The 25,590-nt window shown below is 64.8% G+C and carries 16 protein-coding genes and 1 pseudogene; 3 read left to right on the plus strand and 14 right to left on the minus strand.

Annotation, left to right across the window (positions count from 1 at the left end; genetic code table 11):
* Positions 1-181: 181 nt before the first annotated feature.
* The 8 genes and pseudogenes from L7D48_RS07670 to L7D48_RS07705 all read right to left on the minus strand — a co-directional run bounded on the left by L7D48_RS07670 (position 182) and on the right by L7D48_RS07705 (position 15,326).
* The gene (locus L7D48_RS07670; protein WP_237878204.1) at positions 182-5,755 is read right to left on the minus strand and encodes a DEAD/DEAH box helicase; all 5,574 of its coding nucleotides are present in this window, start codon (positions 5,753-5,755) and stop codon (positions 182-184) included.
* Positions 5,748-6,701 carry a hypothetical protein gene (locus L7D48_RS07675; protein ID WP_237878205.1) on the minus strand — a complete coding sequence of 318 codons (954 nt, stop codon included), beginning with the start codon at positions 6,699-6,701 and terminating at the stop codon, positions 5,748-5,750. Before L7D48_RS07675 ends, L7D48_RS07670 begins: the two co-directional genes overlap by 8 nt.
* The gene (locus L7D48_RS07680) at positions 6,682-8,715 is read right to left on the minus strand and encodes a hypothetical protein (protein WP_237878206.1); all 2,034 of its coding nucleotides are present in this window, start codon (positions 8,713-8,715) and stop codon (positions 6,682-6,684) included. Before L7D48_RS07680 ends, L7D48_RS07675 begins: the two co-directional genes overlap by 20 nt.
* 580 nt (positions 8,716-9,295) lie before the next feature.
* Positions 9,296-9,512 (minus strand): annotated as a pseudogene (locus L7D48_RS07685) (DUF397 domain-containing protein).
* Between the two features lie 60 nt (positions 9,513-9,572).
* On the minus strand, positions 9,573-12,557 hold the full coding sequence (locus L7D48_RS07690; protein WP_237878207.1) for a Z1 domain-containing protein: 2,985 nt from the start codon (positions 12,555-12,557) through the stop codon (positions 9,573-9,575).
* 30 nt (positions 12,558-12,587) lie between these two features.
* A complete protein-coding gene (locus L7D48_RS07695; protein ID WP_237878208.1) occupies positions 12,588-14,129 on the minus strand; it encodes an ATP-binding protein in 1,542 nt (513 codons plus the stop codon).
* A gap of 61 nt (positions 14,130-14,190) precedes the next feature.
* Entirely contained in the window at positions 14,191-14,481 is a 291-nt protein-coding gene (locus L7D48_RS07700; protein ID WP_237878209.1) for a DUF397 domain-containing protein, read from the minus strand.
* Positions 14,481-15,326 carry a helix-turn-helix transcriptional regulator gene (locus L7D48_RS07705; RefSeq protein ID WP_237878210.1) on the minus strand — a complete coding sequence of 282 codons (846 nt, stop codon included), beginning with the start codon at positions 15,324-15,326 and terminating at the stop codon, positions 14,481-14,483. Before L7D48_RS07705 ends, L7D48_RS07700 begins: the two co-directional genes overlap by 1 nt.
* Before the next feature lie 215 nt (positions 15,327-15,541).
* Here L7D48_RS07705 and L7D48_RS07710 point away from each other — a divergent pair, with 215 nt between their 5' ends.
* Both L7D48_RS07710 and L7D48_RS07715 read left to right on the plus strand, forming a co-directional pair.
* Positions 15,542-16,174 (plus strand): ATP-binding protein, encoded by a 633-nt coding sequence (locus L7D48_RS07710; protein ID WP_237878211.1) that lies wholly within the window; start codon positions 15,542-15,544, stop codon positions 16,172-16,174.
* Between the two features lie 275 nt (positions 16,175-16,449).
* The gene (locus L7D48_RS07715) at positions 16,450-17,649 is read left to right on the plus strand and encodes a DNA cytosine methyltransferase (protein ID WP_237878212.1); all 1,200 of its coding nucleotides are present in this window, start codon (positions 16,450-16,452) and stop codon (positions 17,647-17,649) included.
* Here the strand turns inward: L7D48_RS07715 and L7D48_RS07720 are convergent.
* From L7D48_RS07720 to L7D48_RS07735, 4 genes are all read right to left on the minus strand, one after another.
* Positions 17,563-17,970: a very short patch repair endonuclease gene (locus L7D48_RS07720; RefSeq protein ID WP_237878218.1), complete on the minus strand. Its 408-nt coding sequence runs from the start codon at positions 17,968-17,970 to the stop codon at positions 17,563-17,565. The two genes, L7D48_RS07715 and L7D48_RS07720, sit on opposite strands and share 87 nt — an antisense overlap.
* Before the next feature lie 169 nt (positions 17,971-18,139).
* Positions 18,140-19,957, minus strand: coding sequence for a DEAD/DEAH box helicase (locus tag L7D48_RS07725; protein WP_374491629.1), 1,818 nt, complete (start codon positions 19,955-19,957; stop codon positions 18,140-18,142).
* A gap of 5 nt (positions 19,958-19,962) precedes the next feature.
* Positions 19,963-21,378 carry a ParB N-terminal domain-containing protein gene (locus tag L7D48_RS07730; protein WP_237878214.1) on the minus strand — a complete coding sequence of 472 codons (1,416 nt, stop codon included), beginning with the start codon at positions 21,376-21,378 and terminating at the stop codon, positions 19,963-19,965.
* Between the two features lie 86 nt (positions 21,379-21,464).
* Positions 21,465-22,139 (minus strand): hypothetical protein, encoded by a 675-nt coding sequence (locus L7D48_RS07735; protein ID WP_237878215.1) that lies wholly within the window; start codon positions 22,137-22,139, stop codon positions 21,465-21,467.
* A 303-nt stretch (positions 22,140-22,442) separates the two neighbouring features.
* Between L7D48_RS07735 and L7D48_RS07740 the strand changes: the two genes are divergently transcribed.
* Complete coding sequence (locus L7D48_RS07740; protein ID WP_237878216.1) at positions 22,443-23,153, plus strand: hypothetical protein; 711 nt, start codon at positions 22,443-22,445, stop codon at positions 23,151-23,153.
* 58 nt (positions 23,154-23,211) lie between these two features.
* On the opposite strand, the gene trmB is transcribed toward L7D48_RS07740, so the two are convergent.
* Positions 23,212-24,078, minus strand: coding sequence for a tRNA (guanosine(46)-N7)-methyltransferase TrmB (gene trmB / locus L7D48_RS07745; RefSeq protein WP_374491625.1), 867 nt, complete (start codon positions 24,076-24,078; stop codon positions 23,212-23,214).
* An 80-nt stretch (positions 24,079-24,158) separates the two neighbouring features.
* Positions 24,159-25,460: an alpha/beta hydrolase gene (locus tag L7D48_RS07750; protein ID WP_237878217.1), complete on the minus strand. Its 1,302-nt coding sequence runs from the start codon at positions 25,458-25,460 to the stop codon at positions 24,159-24,161.
* Between the last annotated feature and the right edge of the window lie 130 nt (positions 25,461-25,590).

Genomic DNA, 25,590 nt, shown 5'->3' on the forward strand with positions numbered 1-25,590 from the left:
GCTGTCCCGCACGGCCACACTCCCCGGCCCGTACGCCGCCTCCACGCACTCGGTCCCGCTGCCGCCGCTTGGAGGGTTCCTCAATCCAGTGATTCTTCCGTCTCAGGGTGTCGGCGGCCTGGCTCTGTCTGGCCGCCGACACCCTGAGACCTGTCAACTATGACTGTTCCCGCCTGGCCGACTACTCAGGATCGAAGTCGGCGAGCAGGGCTGTGACGCGTGCCGGTGCCTTGTCAAGCACGAACTCGTCAATGAAGACGACATCAGTAGCTCCGCTGCCGTCCGCTTCGGCAGCGGCCCGCACATCTCTGATCCGCTGCGGCTGCAGCGAGTCGTCAGCGGCCTCGAACGGGCTCTTGACCGCCACCCACAAGCGCTCCTCGAAGAGGACTGCTGGTCCAGTACCTCCGAGGTCTTCCACGAACCGGGCATCCTCGGCAGGAAAGTCTGACGCCCAGTTCCGCAGCAGCCCTGCGGCCTGTCTGACCAGCTGGCCCTGGTAGTTCTGCCCCGTCTCGAGGATGGTGAGGAGATCGGAGGCCAACCGCCAGTCGAGCAGGCTGTGGTACGCCATGTTCGTGTAGTCACGCAGGCACTCGTAGCACGAGCCCCGGCAATCGAGATTGTGCGTGCCGGATGAGAAGGCGGCCAGCATCTTCTTCGCAGTCGCCATGAGGTCGCGGAAAACATCGGGTTCGGCAAGGTGCGTGCAGTAGCCGGCACCGTTGTCCAGGGTGTCGGACAGGAACGCGAAGGTACGCGCCTCCCTTGTCGCTGAGACTGCTCCATGGATGCCGGCCGCGATCTCGTTGGGCTGGACCTGAAGGAGGGAACCCGCGGCAGTGCGCAGGAGCGCTGCCAGTGAATACCACGCGGCTCGCCTGCCCGAGCGGTCGTCCGGAAAGCCAGTGCTCTGCGGTACGGAAGCAAGGTTGAGGCGCAGCCCAGGCCCGGAGAACTCCCCAGCTTCGGGGCCAAGCAGGAACAAGTCGGTGTGCTGTGTGGCGCCGAGGGCGGTAGTGATGGTGGCCTCGTCCGCGGCGATGTCTGCAGCGAGCCATGGGGCCTGCTCAGCGGCCTCCTTCTCCAGATACGCCCCCGACCACCGTGAGGTTGGCTGAACTTTGGCGAACTCGAAGAGTCGACCACCGTTGTCGTTGACCGCGTAGCGCCGCCCCTTCCCCGCGTGGACAACCAGGCCCGGATCCGAGATCCGCAGTGGTGCGGCACTCTCAAGATCGGCTGCCGTACGAGGGGCCAGGGAACGGGCGCGCCAGGCGAAGTTACCGTCGAAGTCGCGGGCTCTGCCACCGCAGAAGAAGCCTGCTGGTTCCCGGAGTTCGATCTCGCGGTAAGAGCCGTCGGCGGCTCCGCACGCGCGGCAGGGCAGTGGCGTGCTGTCTTCCTGGGCCTGCGGTGCCTGCACATCATCGGCCAGGTGGCCGCAAGCCCGGCAGATGCCGACGAAGCGGGCGGTCCCGAGCGGTTCGTCAACAGTGCGCGGTGTCTTGCCCATCGGCTCGAAGGCGACCACTCCCGTGGCTGTGTGTACTTGCCCGTCCTTCACCGTTTCCGCGCCGGGTGCGAACTGAGAGACTGCGATGTCGAGCGACCGGTCGACGACACCGCCAGGCGGCCATGGGTACGAGTCGGTGGGGCGCCTTGTGTACAGGTACCGGGCAGACGTGGGGAACCCGAACATGGGGAGCAGGCCGGATTCAGCCAGTCTCTGGCTGAGTTCGTGATGGCCGTGACCATGTTGCGCGATCTTTGTGACCCGCTCCACGAGTTTCCCAGCGATCCAGGCCGCCGCATCCTCGGCGGGCCACGTGCTGCGCGTCCTTTGCGCAAGGGCCTCTGCGAGGCCCCTGATCTCCGCACCATGCGACGTAATCCAGGCGCCCACCGTATCGCGTACAGCAGGCCAGTCGGCACAGAGGCCAAACTGACCGTGAACGTTGCGGGTGGGGTCGAGATCGCTCTCGTCGCCCGTCTTCTTTTCTGCGGAATCGAAGGCTCGGCGCAGGACCTCGGCCGCCAGCACTCGCTGATAGATGTCCTTCATGTCCGTGGACAGGTAAGGCCTCGGGGTGGCGTCGTTGGTGATGCGCTGGGGGTCCTGGAAGTAGTGCTCATCGTGGCTGCGGCCTCGGCACACGGTCAGCGCGAGTGCGACTGGCGAGTCCCTGCGGCCCGCGCGGCCGACTCGCTGCTGGTAGTTGAACCGGGTTGGCGGCATGTTCGCCATCAGTACGGCCGAGAGCGGGCCGATATCGACGCCGGCTTCCATCGTTGTGGTGACGGAGAGGACATCGATGGTGTCCGGGAGGGGGTGCTCCTCGCCGTTGAGGAAAATGCGCTGGAAGCGTGCCTGGCGAGCCTGTGCATCGAGCCTGTCCGTCTGCCCGGTGAGCTCGGCGGTGTTGAGGCGGAAGTCACCCAGCCGCTCGCGAGCCATCCAGGTGTAGTAGTCGCTCTCGACGCCCTTGAACTCCTCCGATTGCTCCGGCAGAGGGCGGAAGCATTTGGTGCAGATCCCTACTCCGGGGTGGAGGTGCCGACGACTGCAGTGGCGGCAGGTCCATGACTTGTCGTGGCCGTGGCGCAGTGCAACGTGTTCAGGCTGGATGAGGTACTTGGCGACTGCCGGTCCCCAGATGCGCTCCACAGTGTTCTGGAGCCCGTCCGGCTCTTGACCCAGGTGATCAGCGGCACGGGCCCAGAAAACGCGGAGCTTCTTGGGCGGTTCATCGAGCTGACCACGCAGCCCCGCGAACCGGCGCATGTGACCGAGGACGCGCAGGCTGGCGCGGGCAAGCGCCGTGTCGGAGGCATGCTTGGCCTCCAGCGGATCCTGGTCTGTCACCAGCGTGAGCCAGCCCAGTCCCAGAGACTCGAAGTCCCGGCCGGCGCTGCCGAAAAGGCCGCCAAGCAGCTCGGTGCTGAGAGCCTCCCGGATGTCCTCGCGCAGCTGCTCTTGGCGCTCGCCCAGGTTGATGCCCGATTCTGGCTGCACCGTGGCCTTGTCACCGTCAGGCCAGCGGTATAGGGATGTCCACGAGGGCCGGGGTGCTCCCTTTTTGTAGGCCACACGCTGGAGGGATGGCTTCGGCCCTCCAGGATTGACCCCCTTCTGCACAAGGCGCTCTGCGACTTCAGCGGCGTGGCTGTCCAGGCTGGGGACGCGGCTGAGAAGGGCGTGGAGTTCCTGTTCCTCGGACGGGTCGGGAGGATCGGCAAGGCTCAGAGCAGACGAAGGCGCCTGGAGTCTCTCCCACTTGTCGTACGTCTCGGGATCGCGTGCCCGGAGCCGTCCGCGTGCAGCCCGGGCCGCTGCTTCGTCCACAGGGTCGTCCGGTTTCTGGCGGAAGAAGCCGGATACGGTGGCGAGGTCGGCTGCTGGGTCCCCCTGGTTACTGACTTCTTCCGCAAGCAGCAGGCGCAGCAGGTCCTGGTAGTGACGGAGTCCGAGACCGGCGGAGAGCTTCGCGGCGTCCTGCCGGCTGTCGGAGAAGATCACGGCCTGACGGTTCGGAAGGAGCGACAGGAGCGCAGTGGTCAGAACCTGGTTGATCTTCTCGAAACCAGTTCGCATGGATCGAACGGGAGTGCGCATACGGCGGCTGTCGGTCAGGCTCAGGTGCTCTTTACCGAGCCTCGGGGTCTCCCAGTCGTCACCGCACCTGGGGCACTGAGTCGGCGTTGCCGGCAGGTGTTCGGCTCGGAGGCGAGTTTTCCCCTTCTTCGAGCGCGGGGTGGTGACGTGGAAGGACCATCCGGTGTGATCCCGGTGGTTGCGCAGGATCCCTGTGCGAGGGTCGTACTTGCTGCGCTTGAACTCGAAGCTCGCGCTGAGCACACCCTTGTCGGAGGAAGAGCTCCAGGCCAGTTTGTTAACGGCCGGCTCGTCTTTCCGCGGCCAGTAGACAATGTAGTTGGCGGCATTAGGCCCCAGGGACGCAGCATCGGGGAGCGAGTCGAGGTCGGGAAGATCCGCGAGCAGCCCCGCCTCGAACCCGCCGCGTTCGGCTTTCTCAAAGGCTGATTTGGGGGCGTAGCCGCCGAGGAAGGTGTCTCCGCAGTTCTGGCAGTAGAGGAGTTCGAGAACGCGCGCAGTGCAACTGCACCGGGGAGTGGGCCGGGAGTAGAGCTTTCCGACAGTCCGCTCAGAACCCTCCGTGCGTGCGGCGTGGGGACAGCCGGAGTCTGAGCAGGCCCATACACCAGGGATGTTCCGGAAGAAGAGATGGCCGCGGAGCCTGGGAGCCTTCGGATCTGCGGTGCGCCGCAGCGCCGTGAGGACGCCGCGCAATGCTGCTTCCTGAACTGCAGGTTGGGCCCGAGGGAAGAGCCGGTCGGCGACCTGGTGATGGAAATCCGCAATGAGTCGATCGCCGTCCCGGAGCGCGTTGACGAATGCGTCGGATGCGCCGGTCTCCTCCAGCAACTTGTCGGCCTCGGCCGCCTCGGGAGCTTCTCCGAGTGCCGCGAACTGACCGGCGTGCGCTGAGATGTCCCTGCTCGTATGCGCTGGGAGTTCGAGCCTGCCGCCGAGGACCTCGAAGCGGTCTGCATCAACCCCGAAGAACTCCTGGAGGAAATCCAGGTCCCGGGGTGCTTCCAGTGATGCGGATGCCGCGAGAACACGGAACTTCTCCGGCTTGTCGGTCAGGCCCAGCCGGTGACGCAGGTTCCGCAGGAGGAACGCGATCTCCGTACCAGCGGTGCCTCGGTACATGTGGAGTTCATCGACGACCAGGGTGAAACGGGCGTCCGGGACCTCCTCCAGCCACCGCCGCGTCTTGTCGAAGATGCCTGACTCGCGCGAGCGCATCAGCATGACGTTGAGCATGCTGTAGTTCGTGATCATGATGTCCGGCGGTGCCTGGATCATGTCCCAGCGGCAGCGCATCTCCGCGCCGTCGAGCCTGGGAAGGAAGAATCTGCCGTCCCTGCCTGCCCTGTGTGCCTGGAGCGACCGTTCCTCAGTCGTTGCGAATTCCTTGCGCAGCGTCTTCACACCTGCGACCGAGCCGATGTCACCAGGCACCGGCGTTGCTCCTGTGTAGCGGCCGAAGTAGAAGCGGTGCCCTGGTCGGGACCGCTCCATCCACCCTCGTACCGCGTCGCTGTCCAGAGACTTGCGCAGGCGCATCATCTGGTCGTCAGCCAGGGCATTCATGGGGTAGAGGACCATGGCCCGGACGGCGGCGTGCCGACCGCTCTCTCCCGCCCGCTGTGGCTGGTATGCGCTGTCAGGGGATGTCCACCAACGGTTGGAAGGGAGCGAGGCCGCAGGCCAGGCCGCGGACTCACGCACCAGGTCGGCCAGGACGGGCAGCATGAAGGACTCCGTCTTACCGGAGCCGGTGCCCGCCGTTACGACTACGTCGCGGCCGTCGCGCACCGCCGAGACCAGGGCCTGGTGCTGGTGCTCGTACAGCGACGGAACGCCGTCCAGAAGACCAAGGCGCACCAGCTCGGCAAGTTCCGGGTGAGCATCGGCCTCGCGCACCGAGTCGGCGATGCCGCAGTTCACCGACACGTACCGAGGACGGACCTCAATGAGGGGGTTGCGCCAGGCCCCGCCGTCGATATCGAAGAGCTGCTGCCGCTCGTGTTCAAGATGCTCATCGGCAAGGCCGAACGGCGTGTTGTAGTAGCGGAACAGCGCATCCTTCAGATGCTCGAACGTCCCTAGGATGTCGGTTTCACGGCCGGTGCTGCCAGTCTGCACTTCTGCGGCGTCACTCATTGTTCTCCGTAAGGTGCTGGCCGAGTGACTCGGCGATCTTCTCAGCCACGTCTCTGGGGACGTTGTCGTACGCGAGGTTCTCTGCGAGCTCATTGATGCGTGGAGCGAGCCCGGAGCACAGGGAAGCCACGCGCCGGTGCAGGTCGGGTAGCGGATAACCCCAGTCGACGTGGAGGGTGCCGGTCGACTCGCATCCGGACTCCTTGTCGGGAAACCAGCGGAGTACGTCCGCATCCGGGCCCTGCTGCTGTCCCAGCACGGAGTAGACCCCCTCCTCATGGCTCGTTTCGTACCATGAGCCGTCATGCAGGACCTGGCACACGCGTTTGCCGTCGCTCTGCCTGATCCGGTACAGACCGTCCCCTTGAGGGCGTCGGCTCCACTGGTAGATGCGGCGGTCCGGGTCATAACGTTCCAGCGGCTTTCCGAACTCCGGTGTGGAAGCGCGTGCTTCGAGGCTGACTGGTGGGAGCAGCGCGGCACCCTGGAGAGCGAAGCAGGGCGTGTATGCGACGCCGAGTCCGTCTGCCCACTCCTTCAGTTCCGTCTCGTCGTCAAACTGGACAAATAGTGAGACAGGCAGTGGGATATCCCGTGCGGGACGGACGTTAGGTACCCGGAAGACCTCTACCAGCCCGTTCTGTATGGCCAGTTCCAGCCGTTTCTCGAAAGCAGCCGTCCTGCTGCCGGTCAGTACGGCGAGCCCCCGGGCCTGTGGCAGGCGGGTCAGTACAGGCGGGGCTGCGCACCAGCGCCTGTTGCGCCAGTCGATGTCCAGATAGGCGAGGGAGACGGCGTCACGCAGCCAGCGACCGGAGGCGCCGGGTTCGGCATCTGGGCAGCGGGCTCCTGCCAGCCACCATATTCCCTGCTTCACGTCGGGGAGCGCTCCTGTACCCAACTCGCTCATCCAGCGCAACAGCAGGTCACCGGGGTCGAGCATCACGCCCCCGCTTCCCAGCGATCTCGTTCGCTGCTACTACGTAGTCACGCCAGGCGGAGGTTCGCAGGCGGTCGGCTGCGCTGAGCACAGCGTAGGCCCAGGCGAAGTTGTTGGCTCCTGGTGCGGGCGCGGGGATATCCGATTCCCTGACAAGAGCCCGTACCGACCACCGCGCCGCTGTCCGGTAAACCAGCCAGATGTAACCGTCGGGTACTTCAATCTCGAGACAGGGGGCTCGGACGTCTTCTGGCAGGCCACGCTGCCGCATCCACGACGGCGCCGACTGCTGCCGTGCATTGAGCACACGACCGCTGGGATCTATCAGCACGGCCTCCAGTACGGCGGACCGCACCAGCTCGACACGCGGCAACGCGGACGCGCCCGGTATGCATGCGCCTCGGATCACTGGTTCTGCCGTGTCCGCCTCGGCAAGCCGCTTTGCTGCCGTACCGCCTGCACAGGGGTATCCGAACAAACCGGTACCGGGCGGGAGCCCCTCGTGCAACCCGTCGTGGAGCGTGAAGAGCTCATTGCTCTGCGGGGTGCCGACCCGGTGCTCGCCCTCGTCAAGAGGGACAAGCCAGAGCGGGAACGGGATGCGGGGGTCAGCGCGCAACTTCTCGGCACGGCCGTCGAGGATAACTTCCACCAGTCTGTCCGGAGGTTCCCCCTCGGGAAGCCGCAGATCTGGAGCACCGCCGCGGAGGTAGTGGCCCGCCACGCCCGCGCCGATTCGGTACTCGGGAGCAATACGGAGCCCTCCGGACAGCTCCGCACGCTGTCGAACCTGGGGCTCCAGAACATGCACGTGTGCTCCGCCGCGGTCCAGGGTCCGGGTAAGACCGGCACCACTGACAGCACGTACGCCTTTGAACAGCTTCCACCCCGCCACAGGGCCCGCTGCTTCTCGCACCGTGCGAGTGCCGAGCGCGTTGACCATGGTCCTCACCTCGTGGACAGCCGTGTCCGCAGCGAGGATCCAATGCTGCTCGCCGGGTTCGAAATACTCGGTACTCACCCAGTCCCCAAGATGGGGGTGCTTCCTCAGCAGTACGACCTCCTGCGGCACCCACTCCAGGACGAGGGTGTCGCCTTCGAGTCGGACTCCGTTCGCTAGTTGCTGCGGAGAAGGCTGCAGGGTCTCCAGACCGCCGTACACATCGCCGTACTCCTTGCGGAGCATGAACGCACGGCCGCCGGGCAGGCTTACCCGGGCTTCTGGCAGGCCGCTGATTGCTTCAGCCAGCCACTCAGCGCGGCTTCCCCGGTCAGTGATGACGAGACGGAGGCCGTGGGCCCGGCGCCTGTGTTCGCGCTCAGGCTCATGGAGAGTGCCGTCCCAGTCGTCGGCGAGCCGCCGAAGCAGGCTGGTGATCAGTGCCTCACCGGTTTCGGCCGCGTTTTCCATCTCGTCCAGCAGCCGGCGGGACAGGCCGCGGTCCCGGCCCGCCGTCCAAATGCGGAGCCGCCGCAGAAGCTCTCTTCCGGAGACTCGGTTCGGATTTTTGGGCCTGAGGCGGGTGGCCGCGAAGAACCGGGTGAGAATCTGCCGGTCCGCACTGCGGACCAGTGCCTGCGAGATTGGGAAGCCGATCTTCCAGTAAGGGCCACCCGTACTCACCGTGCTGATCCCGTGGAGGCCACCGGTCTGCTTAAGCCAGGAGTCGAGTTCCTCCCATATCTCCGCGACTTCCGAGAACGCGTGCTCCAGCTTGTTCGCGCGATAGCTGCCAGGCTGCTCGCCGAAGAGCTGAACCCATCGACCGTAGAAGTTGGTCTTCCGCATCCCGTCCGACGAGGCCATGCGGGTGGCAGCCAGCACGGACAGCGCCAAGACCGGGAGACTCGGCGGAGGCCCTTCGCTCCCATCGGCCGCCCAGGCCCCACATGCCAACTGGATGTGCTGGAACAACGGCATCTCTGGGGCAGCCCAGTTGAGTTCTCCAGCTACAGCTTGTGCAAGGCTGTCCTCGATGCCATTGAGAGTGGCGAGTTCCCGTTCGATCTCATCGTCCACGTACAGCACCGTGCTGCGCAGCGCGTGTGCCTCACCAAAGAACTCTGCGGAGAGCACTTCGTGCCAGTGCTCATACGCCGCTCTCATCGGACTTCCCCCTGACTCAACGGCCATATACAGGGACGGAAGCCTGATGGAGATGGTTGCTTGTCGTGCTGTCGCTCTATGAGAGGCTGCGGGTGCCCTCGGCGGCTGGGCTGCTGGAACACCGCAAGCGGGATGCCCGCCATCATGTAAGCGAGTAGTGCCAGGGCCTGGTCGGAGTTACCGGGGAGGTGCACCGTGCCGGGGCCGGCCCCAGCAGTAGTGGCTCCGAAGCCGTATTCCTGGCTGCCTAGAACTCCGGCATCCCCAGTGGCTGGAGGCAGGTGCGTGCTCCCAGCGCCCGGGAAGCTGTGCTGCCAGTCGGCAAAGGGAGAAATGTGGGAGGGCATACGCAAGCGGTTCCTAGACACACAGGTTGGGCCTGCGTGGGGGAACAGTGGCCCATGGGTTCTACTGACCCTGAGAGTGTACGCAGATGCCGTTCGTGAGCACACCCCCTTGAGTGAATTTCAGTTGACTCTGATCACAGCCATCTCTAGTGGGGGTCGTCCTTCACCCGCCTTACGAACGCGTCCCAGGCAGGGGGAGAGAGCAGCAGCACAGCCCCGTCACGCTCCTTGCTGTCCCGCACGGCCACACTCCCCGGCCCGTACCGCCTCCACGCACTCGGTCCCGCTGCCGCCGCTGTAGGAGGACTTGAACCAGTGGGTGCGTACGGGTTCCTCAAAGCGACTTGAGTGAGAAGAGGACATCACAGTTCCTTGAGTAGCTTGCCGACGGGGGCGGTCGAGGTGGCTCGGGGCTCTGCCTGATCAGAGATCGGTCACCGAAATGATTGCGTCATCGTGCCGGGAATCCTTGGCCTGGAAGCGGACGAGTCGGCGAGAGGAGTCGATCGCTGTCTTCGGCGGAATCAGGGTGAACGCCATCACCACCTTCGCGGGGTCAGCCTTGCCACGTGAAACAGCGGCCTTGATGTCAGCATCGCTCTTGCCCTCAACGACCGGGTAAAGCAGTGCGACACCGGTGTTAGGGCCTACCGACGGGTTCCCGGCAGGGGCGGACGGTGAGGCGACAGCCGCGTCAATGAGCCGCTGGGCAGCAAGCTGGTGTTCCACGCTCGCGATACGCCCGAAGGACGGCTTTCCGGTCTGCCTGCTGCGGCGTACAAGCGAGAGCGGGACAGAGCCCATTACAGACGCCTCGACCCGGCTTCCCTGGGCGAGCTGCGGGGAGATCAGCAGCCAGTCATCGACCGTGGCCAGACGGCCGTCAAGCTGAACCAGATACCGCAGGTGCGGCTGGAAGATACCCTCGCGCTCCCACTCAAGCGCACTGAGTACAGCGAGCAGCTCCGAGTGGCTGACACGTGTGGTGAGGGCGGAGAAGGTACGGCTCAGACCGGTGTCCCCGTTCGGTGGGTTCGTGAAGGTGACCGGCTCGTAGGAGAAGCTGCTGAGCAGGGGGCTCCATCGCTCGGTGTTGCGCCGGAGAGCGGCCGAGTCCTGCGGATAGGCCGCGGGCTCGATCGGCCTGCCGGGCGAACGGACCTCGACGAGCTCGGCGTTGAACATCTTGTTGCGAGCCGATGGCTTGATCCACGACAGGTGCTGAGCGACCAGTGGTGGGACCTGTGCCGGGGTGACCTGTGGTTTGCCGTCAACGAGTTCGGCGTACCGGGTGAGCTGCTGGCGGAACAGCTCCTCATCCCGGCAGATGGCTTCGAAGGCCTCGTAGAGATCGGCAGTCGAAGTCTTGGTCAGAGATTCCTCACGGCCTATGTAGAGGCGTACGAGATCGCGGTAGCCGGGACGGAACCCGAACCAGCGGCCCATCTGCATGAGCGTGTCCGCCTGGCGGGTCGTGCGGCGGTAGTAGGTGATGGTCAGGCCCTCGATGGTGAAGCCGCGGGAGAGCTTGGTGCCGCCTACGAGGATCTTCCAGACGTTTGGGGTGCGGTCGAAGTCGAGGTTGAGCTGTTCGAAGTAACGGTCCGAGTTGCCGTTGACGATCACGACCGCATTGCCACCCGAACCGATGCGCTTTCTCGCCTCACTGACGTACGGGCGGAGTTCGTCGTATGACTCCGGGGAGGGAAGATCGGCCGCCTGAGCCGCGGAGACCGGGGCGAAGTCGTCCTTCCACAGTTTGGCGAGACGGGCGTGGCCTTCCGTGGACATGTAGCCGGCCTGGTGCCACATCGTGTTGATACGCAGAGCGAGGTCGGCATGGTCGTCCACACGCACGGACTCGTGAACGAGCATGGTGTGGTGACGGAACGGCCCGGAGGCCACACCGTGGCTGGCGCGGAAGAGTTTCAGCGCACCAGTGAGGACGAAACTGTCCATGGCCTCCTGGAGGCGGTCATCGACGTCACCGTAGACGCCCCGCACATGTGCCTTCTCCTGGGAGTTCGCGACCGTCCGTTCAGAGGGGGGCAGCGAGGAGTCGAGGTCGTGGAAGTCCTGGACGCCCATGTAGCCCTCAGGACGGGGCAGGGAGATGAGGAAGTCGCTGGGGAAGATGTCCTGGGCGTCGCCTGGGTCAACGAAGACGTTCGCGAACGGCGTGGCCGTGTAGCCGATGTACTGGGCACGCGGCAGCAGTCCCAGAAGCTGTGAGATCAGGCTGTTGATGGCTGTGCGCTCGGTGGAGCCCTGGGACCACTTCTTGGGGTCAGAGGTGTTGACCGAAGCCTGGTCGGACTCGTCGTCGATGATCAGCGCAGGAAGCTCGCCGAGGATGCCGTGAACCTGCTTGAGATCCTTGACCAGCTTCGTCAGGACACTCTTGTTCTTCTTGACGACCATCACCCGGGCCGCCGCGTGGTGCAGGTTGGCCGGGTCGTACAGCGGCAGTGCCGGTTCCCGCTTCTCGAACTCCAGGGCCCGGATTCCCTGGGCGAGGCCCACGTAGTCCTTGTCTCGCGTCGTCAGGCGGTCGATGTCGAAGGCCTGCTGTGTGGAGGGGCGTCCGCCGTGCTGTACGAACTTCGGCCAGTCGTCATCGTCGCCCACGTAATCGATACCGACGAGTGAGTCGATGTCACTGGGGTCAGCATCGCGCAGGATGTTCTCCTGGCCGATCAGTTCCATGTCGAGCCGGCGCTGTGTCTGGGCACGCAGCAGGTTGAGCGTGCCGCCGAGGACGATGACCAGGCGGTAGCCCGCGTCGACCGCCTTCGCTATGACACCGGTGAAGTTAGCGGTCTTGCCGGACTGCACATACCCGACGACCAAGCCCTTCGCCTGCCGCACGGCCTTCTGCTCAGGGTCGCCGAGCCGTTCGACCACCGCCTTGCTTGCCTCGTCCAGGCTTGCGATCGCTGCCTCGGACCACCCCTTCTCACGAAGCTTGTTCTCGTATGCACGCCAGTAGAAAGAACGGGCTGCGGCGCGCTCGGGGGTGTACCAGGGGACGTGTTCGCGCGCGATGACGGTGGCGCCTGCGGCGTGGGCGACAGGGACCACAGTGTCGAGAACCTTGCGCAGGTCGTCACCGAAACGGAGACGGTCATAGACCGCGGCACGGCGTTCGTCTGTACGGGGCCCGGTTTCCGGCGCCCACCGTGGCTCGCTTGCGAAGTCCCAGGTCGTCAGGGCCCGGGCCCAGAGCGCGACAAGCGGCCCGCCACGGGGTGCCTCATCAGTGAGGCGTACGCGGAGAGTCTCCTCGCTGAGGTCGGCGCCGGGGAAGTCCTCGTCGGCGATGCTCTCAGCGAGCCTCTGAAACTGGCGAGGGTTGGCACCCATGCCGTTCAGGACATCGGTGTGGATCTCCAGGAGCACATCTGGCATGGCGGTCTCCTTCTGAAGTGGGCGGCGAGGTCAGGAGGCGAGGCGGTTACGGCGTTCGCGCTGAGCGTGCACCGCGGCGAGAAGGATGCTGTTCCAGTACTCGATACGGTCGGCCCTCTTCCTCTCCCAGCGGCCAAGCCCGAAGCAGTCCTGGAGAAGCAGGTACAGGAGGGTCTTGGTCACCGGAGCGTCATTGGCGCCGCCACGCCGTCCGTCGTTGAAGTCCTCCCTGAAGTCCCTGTTCAGAAGGATGACGTAATTATCACGGTCAAGGTCGAAGAATCGGTCATCGGGGAGCGGCACCCAGTCGATGCGGACAGGGTCGTCATCCTTGAGCGGCAGCTCTTCGCGTACGGCCCTTTTGACCTTGGGGTCGAACCCCTTGCCCGGCTCGTTGACGGCGGCCCTTTCGATGACCGAGCGCGAAGCCCCTTCCCGGTACGCGGTCTCCGCGTCAGCAAGGTACGTGCGGAACATGGTGCCGGATTCGTCGGTCGCCTTCTCCACGCCGAGAGTGAAGGCGGGTGTGACCTCGACCCCGTCCTTCTTGACGGTGAGGCTGAACACCTCATTCGGGGTGCTGGGCAGGTCCACGGCTATGCGGGCGAGCACCAGGTGCCCTTCGGGGCTGCGCAGATTGCTCCAGCCGCCAGCCTGCACGAGCCGGTCATTGCGGTAGAAGTAGAACCCCTGGCGGTCCTGGATGGAGCCGATCTGGCGGAAGCCGGCGAGGTTCGACTTGGCAGGCCAGATATGAGCCTCCAGCGTGACCTGACCCACGCCCTCTACCGGAGCGGTGAACTTCTTCGGGTACCCCGCCTTACCGGGAACCTTGTAACCGAACGGGTCCAGAGGGTCCACGCTGTTGTGGTCCACCTCCTCTCCCGTGGATACGTCCCAGACAGCGATGTCCAGCTTGAGCCCGTTACTGAGGAAACGGTGCAGGTAGAGACCGAGATGTATGCCGAGCTGCGCGATGGCCTTCGACAGGAACTGTTCGCTCTGTCCGGGAGCGACGGTCTCGAAGGCCCGTACATGGTCCCAGCGCACGATCGTCCCGTGCCATTCGATGAGGCCGTCGTAGGTGTCGATCTGCTGTTGCGCGAATCCCGGCTCGACCGTGTCACACCGGAAGCCGTCTTCGATGCTCTCCGCTGTCAGCTTGCGGCCGGCGGCCCGGCTGCGCTTGGTACGGCTGATGACCGTGAGTGACCGGGCCTGCGACAGAGAGGCTGCCTTGAGGCCAGTCCCGTACATGCCGAGCGCCTGTCCGTCATAGTCGCGGCGGCGGCCGACGGTCATGGCTTGGTCGAGCTCCGCGTCGTTCATGCCATGGCCGTTGTCGAGGACAAGCAGCGACAGGATGCGGTCGGAGTCGCGGAGGAAGTGCACCACGACGGAATCGGCCCCAGCGTCAATCGAGTTGTCGATGAGGTCGGCAACGGCGGCTTCGAAGCCGTATCCCTGGTTGGTCAGAGCTCTGGCATATCCGGCATCCGGAGGCAGGTGTGTGCTTCCGCTGGTCGGGACGTCGTACTGCCAGCTGGCGGGGAGGGAGACGGAGGGCGGCATACGCAAGCGGTTCCTTGACACACAGGTTGGGCCTGAGTGGGGGAACAGCGGCCCGTGGGTTCTACTGGCCCTGAGAGTGTACGTGGGCGTCAGCCGTGAGCGCATCCCCTTGCCTGATATCTAGTTGACTCTGATCACAAGTGGCTCTGGTGAAGTGGTCCTTCACTCGCCTCACGAACGCGTCCCAGGCAGGGGGAGAGAGCAGCAGTGCAGCCCCGTCACGCTCCTTGCTGTCCCGCACGGCCGTGCCTTCCGGAATGAGTGCCACCTCCACGCACTCGGTCGCTCCCGCGCCGCTGTACGAGGACTTGAACCAGGCGTTGTCCGGGACACCTGGTATCGCTGGGCGCATCACATCTCCTTACGGACGCTGTTGATCAGGTCGGCCGAGGCTGTCATGTCCAGGGCCTGAGCGCGAAGGTAGTCGAACGCGAGCCGGTACCGGTCCAGCTCGTCCTCTTTCTCCAGGAAGATCGACCCCACGTGGATGTCCACGTACACCACGTCCAGCGAGGGTTCGGCGCCGCCGATGATGACGAAGCTGCCCAGTGCGGCGGAGTGCGCCCCCTTGGAGAAGGGCAGGACCTGAAGCGTGATGCTGGGCGAGCCGCCGGCCTCCAGGAGGTGTCCGAGCTGCTCGCGCATCACGTCCGGTGACCCCACGACACGGCGAATGACGGATTCGTCAAGCACGGCCCAGATGTGAGGTGGCTTCTTCCGGGTGAGGACCTCCTGCCGCTTCATGCGGAGATCCACGAGCCGCTCGATCTCCTCGGGAGTGAAGCGCATCTCGGACGCGTGCTGCACCGCTTCGGTGTAGCGGCGGGTCTGAAGGAGGCCGGGAACGTACAGGCAGGCGAAGTGGTCCTCGCGCACCGCCTCGTCCTCAAGGGTGAGCAGCAGGTTCATGGTTTCCGGAAGCTTGTCCGCGATGGGCGCCCACCACCCTTGCTGGTGAGCGTCCTTGGCGAGTCTGACGGTGGCCTCACGCTCAGCGTCACTCGCCCCGTAGTGGCGGCAGAGGGCATCCACGACAAGCCAGCGCACGGGCCCTTCCTGTGTCTCGTAGCGGCTGACGGTCGCTTTCGACACCCCGACGAGACGGCCTGCCTCCTCGAGAGTCATCCCCGAACGGGCGCGGAGCTTCCGCATCATCGCGCCGAGCTGACGGCGTCGTGTGGTGACCCTTGGCGGCATGACGGCAACCCTCCTGCTCTGCGGACTCCTGCCCGCATGTGGCCAACCAGGCTAGAAGTGAGCCAAGTTGATCTTCTGGTGATTCACTCGATCGATTCTCGTGAGAAGTTACATGGAGAGATGTCTCATGCCACAATCGCAGTCAGGCGATCACCCGGCGAAGCCGCACGGAGCGGCAGGTGCAGCGTCGGTGTGGCGCGAAGGGAGTGCGATCCATGGACGGCTACGGCATCACGGAACCCCGGCTGCGCTCAGTGCTGCCTTTCAGGGCGGCTCCGGATGAGCTGAGCGGGCTGCGGCTGACCGTCAGGGAACAGCTGAATCTCTGGGGGCTGGCCGATCTGGTGGACGACGTGGAAGTGGTCGCGGGAGAACTCGCGGCCAATGTCGTCAGGCATGTAGGACAGGACAGCGCTGCAACCCTCGTCCTGGCGGTGGGTGATGGCCGGCTGCGGCTCGAAGCTCACGACGGTTCCCATGCGGTTCCCGCGATCAGGCAGCCCGGTGACTACGACGAGAACGGCCGCGGACTGCGTCTGCTCGCCGCGCTGGCCGCCGACTGGGGAACGATGCTCACGGCCTCCGGCAAGGCGGTCTGGTGTGAGTTTTCCCTGGGAGTGAAGGAGGAGTACCAGCGCCTCCGGCGAGCCGCAAGCACTCTGGAGGTCTACGGCCGCATCTCTGGACGGCTGGCACCGACCAGCTCGCGCAGCCTCGCCGTTCTTGAAGGGGCGGCTACAGGGCTCATCGCCGACCTTCTCTACTGGATGGCGAAGCAAGGGCGGGACCCGGATGACTTCCTCGACCGGGCACAGATGCGCTACGAGGCGGAGTCGGGCGCCGCATGACCTCAGCATGCGCACAAGCCCGCACTGCCAATCGTGCCAGGTGTGCGACATGATGCGGCGGAGCGGCGTGTACGCAAAGGGCTGGTTACGGTGACCCTCTCCAGGGCGGCCATCACAGGAGCAATATCGTATGAACGTTCACAGGGCTGTGCTGGATGACCGCGACTCCAGAGAATGCTGGACACTTACGGAGCCGCGTTGTCAGTGGGGCATGTAACCCTCTGTGACGGCGGATGTCAGAGAGTATCCGTCAGGCACGCCTGGAAGGAGGGCACATGAGCCGTACTGAATCCACGTTCTCCTCAGTGGAGATCTGCGCGGGTGCGGGGGGGCAAGCTCTCGGACTGCATAATGCTGGGTTTCGGCACCTGGCACTGGTTGAGATCGACAACAACGCTTGCAACACCCTTAGGCACAATGTCAGAGGAAAGCCTGGCTGGGAAGGCTGCAAGATCCTTCAGGAAGACCTCACTCAGCTGAAGCCCGAGGTGCTGGCTGAGAAGTCGGGCCTTGGGGATGAGCCTCTTGACCTCTTCGCAGGTGGTGTTCCCTGCCCTCCATTCTCGGCGGCCGGCAGGCAGCTAGGCAGGGACGATGAGCGAGATCTCTTTCCCAAAGCACTTGAGTTGGTGCGGTTCCTTCAGCCCAGGGCCGTAATGATTGAGAATGTGCGCGGGCTGGTGGAACCAGCGGAGAAGTTCAGAGATTACCGGGAAGAGATTATCCAGCAGCTGGTAGGCATGGGTTATGTCTACCTCGGCTGGAGGGTTCTGGAGGCACGCGACTACGGAGTTCCTCAGCTGAGGCCCAGGGCGATCTTGGTTGCGATGCAGAAGGAGTACGCCGGCCATTTTCAGTGGCCGAACCCAGAAAGCATTCCGGTAGTCACGGTTGCCAAGGCACTCGCGCCCACGATGCGCAAGAGGTTCGGTAGCTCCCCGGAAGGAAAGGCCGCTTATAAAAGGTGGTATGAGAAAGCCAAGGCTGGTGTGGCACCTACCCTGGTAGGCGGATCGAAGAAGCATGGCGGCGCGGATCTTGGTCCTACTCGGGCTAAGAAGGCATGGCGCAAGCTTGGCATCGACGCTATGGGGGTTGCCAACGAGCCGGAGGAGATGAAGGACCCCGTGCGCGACCTGTATAGCGTGGACCGCGAAGGTATCCCGATTGGGCCGAAGCTCACCGTAACCCAGGCAGCGGTCATTCAGGGATTTCCCACATCTTGGAAGTTCACGGGCCGTAAGACTGCGGCTTACCGGCAAGTGGGCAACGCTTTTCCTCCTCCCGTTGCGCAGGCCGTCGGTACGCAGATTATTGCGGCACTTGAGGCCGGAACGAAAGAGCCATGCCGTGACGTGGCAGAGGTGGACGAGGTGCAGAACGCGCGGCTATTCGAGCTCTCCCGTCCTGCTGTTCCGCTCGGTCCGGAGCCTGTTGACCGTAGCAGCGATCTTGAGCGCGCAATCGTTGGGTGACTCGTGTTCCCAGAACCGCAGTATAGTCCAGCCAGCCTCTGCGAGCCGCTGATCGGTGTCCCGGTCCCGGGCTACATTTCCGGCCACCTTGCCTGACCAGTATCCGGGATTGGTCCTTGGGGGCACGTAGTGCTCCGGACAACCGTGCCAGTAGCACCCATCGATAAATACCGCGACCTTCGCCGGACGGAAGACCATGTCAGCCGTCCGGCGAAGGTCCCTGATCGGCCGCGCTGCCACGCGGTAACGAAGCCCCTGAGCATGCACAAGCCGCCGGATAGTCTGCTCCGGCTTCGTGTCCCGGCTCCGGATCGCCTGCATGTTCCGCCGCCGCGCGGCTGACGAGGCCCACGAGCCCTCTGGTGGTTCCCACGGGGCGCTTTCGGCCTCCGAACTCCGCCCTTCAAGCACTGTCAATCCCCGCCCTTCTGCTGCGCCCCGACTGGGAATCTTTCCTTTAAAAACGCTTCTGGCTATCTTTCTATTCCCGTCAGACGCGGGAATTTTCCAGGTGAGAGAGGAGAGCGCGCACGTCCGCTGCGTCCAATCCGGCAGAACTGAGATCCTCTTCCTGGAGATCACCCAGTTGCTGCACAGATGGATCGTCCAGAATGCGCCCCATGAACTCAAGTTTTGCTTCCAGGCGCATGGCTACAATCTCATCAACGGTGCCTCGCGCTGCCAGGACTGTAACTCGTGTCTCGCTTTCAGGGTCCAGGCCCAGACGGTGAATACGGTCAAGGCTCTGCAAGAAGCGTCCTGCCATAAAGTCGCGGTCTATGTAGAGAGCATCGTGACAGACCTGATGGAGGCTTATTCCTTCACCAAGGGTCGCTGGGTTAGAGATAAGAACCATGCAGTCCTGGTCTTCCCGAAACCTCCTGATCTGTTCTTCCCGGTCTTCTGTACCACCGTGGACAGTTGCTGGGTTGTGGGGAGCGAGAAGCTGCTCCAAGGTAGTGAGGCTGCGGACGAATGTCGTCCAGACAAGGGTCTTTCTGCCAGCGTTAGCATTCCTCGCTACGATCCTCACTGCTTCCTCGTATTTAGGAGACAGCTCATGGCGTGGCAGGTTCCTCAGCAGCGTGTGGAGCGAGTCGTCCGCCGATGCTTCGAGTGGCGGTACCTGATACGACAGCGGTTCATGCCGAGTTGTGCCTTCGGCGAGCAGCGCGGGGCTCGTCGCAGCCATCAGCATCCGGAGCATCGCCTTCCCTAGCGATTCGAGATCCCCAGAGCGAGCTGAGGGAGATCCCTTCAAAGCCTCGTAGATCTCGCGGTGCAGGGGGGGCAAATCCACGTAGCGGATTTTTGGTTCGAACGGGGGGAGACCAAGTTCCTTCTTGGTGGTGCGGGTGAACAGGGGACGGAGTACTGAGCTCGCGTACGCCAGGTCGCCTCCGCCCACCGCGTCGGCGACAACCCTCTTGCCGTGGCCTGGCCATACGAAGGACAAGAGACTCTCCAGGTCGCGGGCGCCATTCGGGGCCGGTGTGCCTGTGAGGATCAGGCGTCTTTGTGCCAGGGGGCCGAGGGTCAGACAGGCTGAGCCGTACGCGCCACGAGCACCAAGTTTCATCCGGTGCGCCTCATCAAGGACAAGCATCGCAGGTGAGGAGCGGAGCCACGAGGCCAGTCTCGCGACTGACCTGCCGAGCCTCTCATAGTTCACCAGCAGGATCTCCGATCCCGGGTCTGGGGCCGTTGTCATAACACTGCTGCGAAGAGGTTTCTTGAAAGAGACGGAACTTTCGTACTGCCAGGCCTCATATGCGGACTTCGGGCACACAACAAGAAGACGCTGGACCTCACCGCGCTCTCTCATCGCGGCGAAGACAGCTAGAGCCACACGAGTCTTGCCGGCGCCCGGCACGCTGAAGTTGGCACCGTGGCGGAGCGCCAGCAAACGACTGATATCACGCCGCTGGAAGTCAGTTAGATCTGCTGCCCAGCCAGGCCCTAGCTGTATGTCAAGGCTCTCGGTGGAGGCGGCTTCTCTGATATCGGGTCCAGAGTCTCTGAGGCTGCGCTCTGCGGTTGCAGCGTCATCAAGGACGCTGTTCACGAGACTAGCAAGTTCCTCCTCCCAAATGACTCCGTCGTGAGCCCAGCTACCGAGTTCACTGATCCCAACCAGGAAGTCATCCAAGTCGATCTCTGCGCTCATAGGGCCGCGCTGGCTGCCCGCAGCGATGCGGGCAGCCAGATGCGCAAAGTCGCTCTGGAACTCAGCACGCGTACGCAGAACCACACGAGTCCGCGTCACATCAAGACTGATACGAAGCGATGGTTCTCCTGTATTCAGCACGCTCTTCACCGCTCTGAGGCCGTTGCGCCCTGAAGCCAGGAAAGGCCTTCACCGGGAAGTTGGATACTTTTCCCGGCTTCTAGGGCAAGACGCTTCATTACGCTGCGCAGGCTGAGTAGCGCGTCGTCGAATGATCCTTCGTCAAGGCTGCCGTTGCCCCGGGCCAGGACGAGGTCAGTGATGCACTGCTCAAGGTCCTTGCAAGCATCGTTCACGCGGTCCGGTGCGGCCTGCCGCTTCTTACGCAAGCGAAAATCTTTGCCAGCGAATTCGATTGCCTCGTCAAAGGATTCCTTCAGCTCTGTGAGAGTCTGTGAAGCCGCCGCCAGTTGAGCAGGCGTAGCCTTCTCGCCGGCTACATGCACCGCCTTGGCTTGCAGGAGCGAGTCGGTCAAAGCGCGAGCACTGGCAACTTGGGCACCGGCTGCTTGAACTGTCCTGTTTAGTCCAGGAATTGATACGGTGGAAGAAGCTGTAGAATCGGTGGGTTTGAATGGCTCGGGGATCCGCTGTTCGAGAAACCTGTCCTGAAAGTCAGGGCCAATGTACCGGACGTCTGTCTTGGCGAAATCGAGGACGATGGCAGCGAGGCGGGCCTCCTTGAGGAGATCTGCTTTCTCCTTGCTTCTGGAGTGCTCCTTAGAGTAGGCCCGGTAGAGCTCAAAGAGTCTTTCTTTGGCGTTCTCGAAGTCCATCAACCGGAGCGACAGGCTGCCGTTATTGCTGCGCTGGATAAGGTCCCTTAGCTGGTTCAGGATCCAGATGTCACGTTCACACGCGGGTGTTGTGGTGTGGAAGTTTCGGGCGATATCGGGAAGAGGGCGGCCAAGTGTCAGTTGCTCGTCCAGGGCGAGCAGATGGTTGATGTACGAATACTCGCGGCGGCGATCGGGGCGCAGTTGGAGGGAAAGCTCCACGGCGTGAATATCTGTCCAGGTGCATGAAGCCGGCAGGACTCCCACCCGGATACTGGTTACACCGAGTTCCTTCAACGCGGCGCGCCGCGTGTTTCCGTTGACGAGTATGCCTGTGCGAGTGATAAGGCCAGGTTCGTTCTGCTTATGGTCTCGCAGGCTGTCCATAAGTTCGTCAAACTTAGGATCACGCTTTGAAGGATCTGCCGGTGTAGCGGTCAGCAGGTAGTGCAAGTACTCCTGGCTTTCATCACTCCATGGGTCGCGCTCCAGAGCGAGATCCTTCGCCGGGTCGTGACTGCGTTGCGCACGGATCCGGTGCGTACCCGGATTGTAGAAAAGTTGGGCGACCGGCATGTCGATCACTTCTACATGCCGAGGCTTTCCTCGGAACTCTACCGTGAGTGTTTCCGGAACGCCCTGCCCTTCACGTACTTCCTCCAGTCGCTGCTCGACAAGTGCATTGTTTTCCTTTGAGATTGGTGGTGTACCGAAGTCGATCGACATCCAAGGTTCCTTTCTGATTCGTATATGGAGCTACGCACGGTGCGGGGAATGCGCTGTTCCCCGCACCGTAGAAGTGCACTTCACTATCAGGTGAGAGATTCCCTGACATGCTCCCGGGCTTCTGCCGGCAGGGACCGGTAGGCGGCCCAGATGTCCTCGATCTCGCTGAAGCTCCGGCTGTCTTGTTCGATCCAGGAAGAGAGGATCTTCCTTTCTATAGCCGGCAGCTTGTCGATGCGGGTCAGAATCTCCCCGAGGTCGGTTTTCAGCTTCCGGTTTCCGATACGGCAGCGGTTGCACTCAAGAACCAGCTGTGTCTCGGTCCTCCCGGTCGGCAGCCTGACGCTGCGGCGAGCGACATCGAGCTGGGACGTGACATCTGTGCCGGTGTATGTCTCGCCTGGGCCGATGCCGCACGAGCGGCACTTGTGGCCATCACGCATCATCACCTGATGACGTTGAGCGGCTGTGATCGTGGAGCCGACCTTGCGAGTTGCCTTGCCGGGTTCCCAGACGGGCACGCCCTGCTCGACGAAGCGCTGTTCGTGGGTGTCCAGCCCCACGTCCTCACGGTTGGTGTGAATCTTCCAGTCGAAGTCGCGCAGGTCCCTCATGCGGCGGTCGATCTGTGACACGTCCGGGAACGCCTCACGCAGCTGGTTCTTTGTGAAGGTGTTACCAAGCCCCACCTCCTGGACGAGCCACAGCGCGGCGCGCTTCATGGTGCCCAGCTTGTTGTCCCTCCAGGACGGCATGTCCATATGAACAGATCACCTCTTCGAGTGCAGGGCGCGCTGCGGCTCCCGGGAAGCCGTCCGCTGATGGCGGCATCGCTTGGGCACTAACCCAAAAGCATCAGGAACCTTGGTGTGAAGTGGTCTGCTGTCCTTCGTTGAAGACGGGACAGTCAGACCATAGGCTGCCTGTCCCCCGTCGGCTCACAATGAGTCAGAAGCACAGTGGGATTGGGAAGCTCGGGGGAGTGGAAGTTGCGCTCAGGGGGGCAAAGGTTGCCAAAGCGCGGGGAGTATGCGGACATATCGGAAATTCCGGGTCCGCAGCGTGTGCTCGCTGAAGTAGTCCGCGATCTGATCTCTGCCATGGGGAGTCCTTCGCTGAGGCAGGTCGAGATGACGTGCCACATCTCCAAATCTGTGCTCTCGGCGCTGGTCAACGGGAAGCAGAAGCGGCCAAGCAAGCACGTTCTGGAGATCTTGCATGCCCATGCGGCAGAACACACGGAGCAGCGTGACCTGCTGCCCTTGGAGGAGCTGGAGAAGCTGCGCCTAGAGGTGACGGGGTATTCGTCTCAGGCCCGGCGCCGTTGCGTGGCCTGCCCGGCGGCAGTTTCCGCTTCGCCCTCGTCAGGAGTGGAGCCGGCGAAGGAGCACGTTGAGAATGCCATGCAGCACCTGCGGACGACGGAAGCGCCAAGTGTGTTGCCGGTCCCCCAGCCACGGGGGGACCGGCAACACACTGAGACAGAAGCCGTCGCGTGGCCGGGCTTCCATGGTCTTGCGGCACACATTGAGGCAGGCCGTACTCATGACGCTGCGATCATCCTGCGATACGCCGGGCACACGGCTGCACCGCAAGAGACAGCAGCGGCAATGGTCTCGTGTGAGTCGAGTGGTCTTGAGGAAGCGGTCGGTGACCTCCTCAAGTACGCGGTGAGGCGTTCTGACCGGGACGTAATGAGCATCGCCAGCTCACTGCTGGAGCAGCACTGCTACGCCCTTGCCGGTGCTCTGCTTGACCTTGCGCTCAGTGCCTGACGCCTTCCCGTACCAGAAAGTGCGCGTACAACGACTTCATTCACTGCCGCCGGCCCCGTCAGGGGAGGCGGCGGAAGAGGAGGTCGCGGACGACGTGGCCCTTGTCCAGGCCCTGCTGCTCGAAGCGGGTCAGCGGCCGGAAGTCCGGGCGCGGCGCGAAACCGCCGTCCGCCTGCCTGTTCTCCAGGGCCGGGCAGTCGGTGAGGACCTGGAGCATCTGCTCGGCGTACGGCTCCCAGTCGGTGGCGCAGTGCAGCAGCCCGCCCGGCCGCAGCCGGGAGGCGGCCAGTTCCACGAACTCCGGCTGGATGATGCGGCGCTTGTGGTGGCGCTTCTTGGGCCACGGGTCCGGGAAGAAGACGCGGATCCCGGCGAGGGAGCCGGGGGCGAGCATCTCGCGCAGCAGGATGATCGCGTCGCCGTTGGCGACCCGGACGTTGGACAGCCCCTGCCGTTCGGCCTGCCCCAGCAGGTTGCCCTGGCCGGGGGTGTGGACGTCGGCGGCGAGGATGCCGGTGGCGGGGTCGTCGGCGGCCATCCGCACGGTGGCCTCGCCCATGCCGAAACCGATCTCCAGCACCACGGGCGAGCCGGGCGGAAGGGTGTCGAAGAGTTCGTCGAGGTCGAGGCGGCGGTCGCCGTCGATCTCCACGCCCCACTTCGGCCACAGCCGCAGCAGCGCGTCGCGCTGGGCGGCGGTGACGCGGCTGCGGCGCGGCTGGAAGCTGCGGATGCGGCGCTCGTGGCGGTCCCCGACGGGGTTGGCGGAGGGGCCGGTGCCGTCGGGGAACATGGCGCCGGGCGCGCCGGGCGCGCTCCGGCCCTCCCGGTCGGGGGCCGCGAGCGCTCCGCGCGCTCCGGGGTGCGTTCCGGGCGTCTCGGTTGCCTCCGCCGCTTCGGCGGGCTGGGAATTCTTCTCGGACACAGTGCGTACGAGTCTACGGCCGCCCGGCGCGGACCCCGGCGGCCGCGGGGCGGCCGGCCGCCGGGCCCCGGGCCCGGGCGTCAGCCCAGGCGGGCGAACCAGCGCGCGTTGTGGGCGATCGCCCGCCGGTAGGTGCCGGAGTGGTTGGCGTCACCGTGGTGCACCACCTCGGCGTACGCCCCGCGCCGGGCCAGGTCGCGCAGGCAGCTGCCGGTGTTGGCGATCGGCACGTCGCGGTCGCCGCCGGAGGTGTGCAGCCGCACCGGTACGCGCGGCGCCCACTCGCAGACGCCGTCGTTGAGCCGGATCACCTCCGCGAGCGTGCCGGAGGGGCGCTGGAGCCGCTCGTACCACTGGTCCGTCAGCAGCTCCTCCACAGTGCCGGGGAGCTGCCGGACGATCTCGTCGTCCGGGTGGTCGTTGTCGAAGAGCGCCTCGACGCGGTCGGCGTACGGCGCGCGGAAGACCTCGCGGGGGTCTTCGTAGAGCGGGTGGAGCCGGTTCTGGGCGACCAGGAAGTAGGTGAGGTAGAAGACGCCGGAGACGCCTCTGATCCGCCCGTCGAACAGCGCGGGCAGCTCCACGCCCTCGATGTCGTACGGCCCGGCCACCGGCGCCAGCGCCCGCAGCCGCAAGTGCCGGTCCGCGCCCCGCGCCAGCTCCCGGCCCAGGGCCATGGCGACCTGCCCGCCCTGGGAGAAGCCGGTGACGTACACCTCGCCGGTCAGCCGCCGGCCGTGGCCGCGCGCGGCGGTGCGGGCGGCGCGCAGCGCGTCCAGGGAGGCGGAGACGGAGGAGCGGGTGTCCACGTACGGGTGGGTGCCGGGGCCGGTGCCCAGGCCCAGGTAGTCCGGGGCGACGGCGGCCCGGCCGCCGGAGGCGTAGAGGGAGGCGCCCAGGACCGAGACGTTGTCGCCGGTGGAGGGGGCGTAGCCGCGGTAGGCGGTGGTGCCGTGCAGTTCGGAGACGGTGGCCAGGCGCTTCCCGCCGCCGTCCGGCAGGACGAGGAGGGCCGAGGCGGTGGTCGGCTCCCCGGCGCGGGTGACGGTGGCGTAGACGATGCGGTGGGCGGTGATCCCGTGGCGTACGGCGGAGGCGTCCACGCCGTCGGCGGTCAGGAACTCCTCCAGCCGGCCGGAGGTCAGCTCGAACAGGGGCGTGGTGGACAGCAGGGCGCCCCGGGCGTGCTGCGAGGCGTGCCGCGCCGTTCCCGCCGCGTCCGCCGCGTCCGCCGTTCCCGCCGTGCGCGTGTCGGCGCGTACGGCCGCCGACGCGGGCACGGCGGTCAGCGGGAGCAGGAGGGCGGCGGCCAGGGCCGCGGCCCCGCGCCGTGCGCGCCTGCCGGGGAGGGAAGAGGCGGTCCGGGTGTCGTTTTCCGTCATGCGGACGATCGTTCCGCGGGGTCCGGGGCTCCGGAATGCGGGCGCCCACCGGGCCCGGCCGGGGGAGAACCCCACCCCGGCCAGGGGGTGGGTGGGGGCTGACACCGTGTGGGATCGTGTGCCCCTCACG

It is taken from the genome of Streptomyces sp. ICN903 (genome assembly GCF_022015835.1).
GTDB lineage: Bacteria > Actinomycetota > Actinomycetes > Streptomycetales > Streptomycetaceae > Streptomyces > Streptomyces fenghuangensis.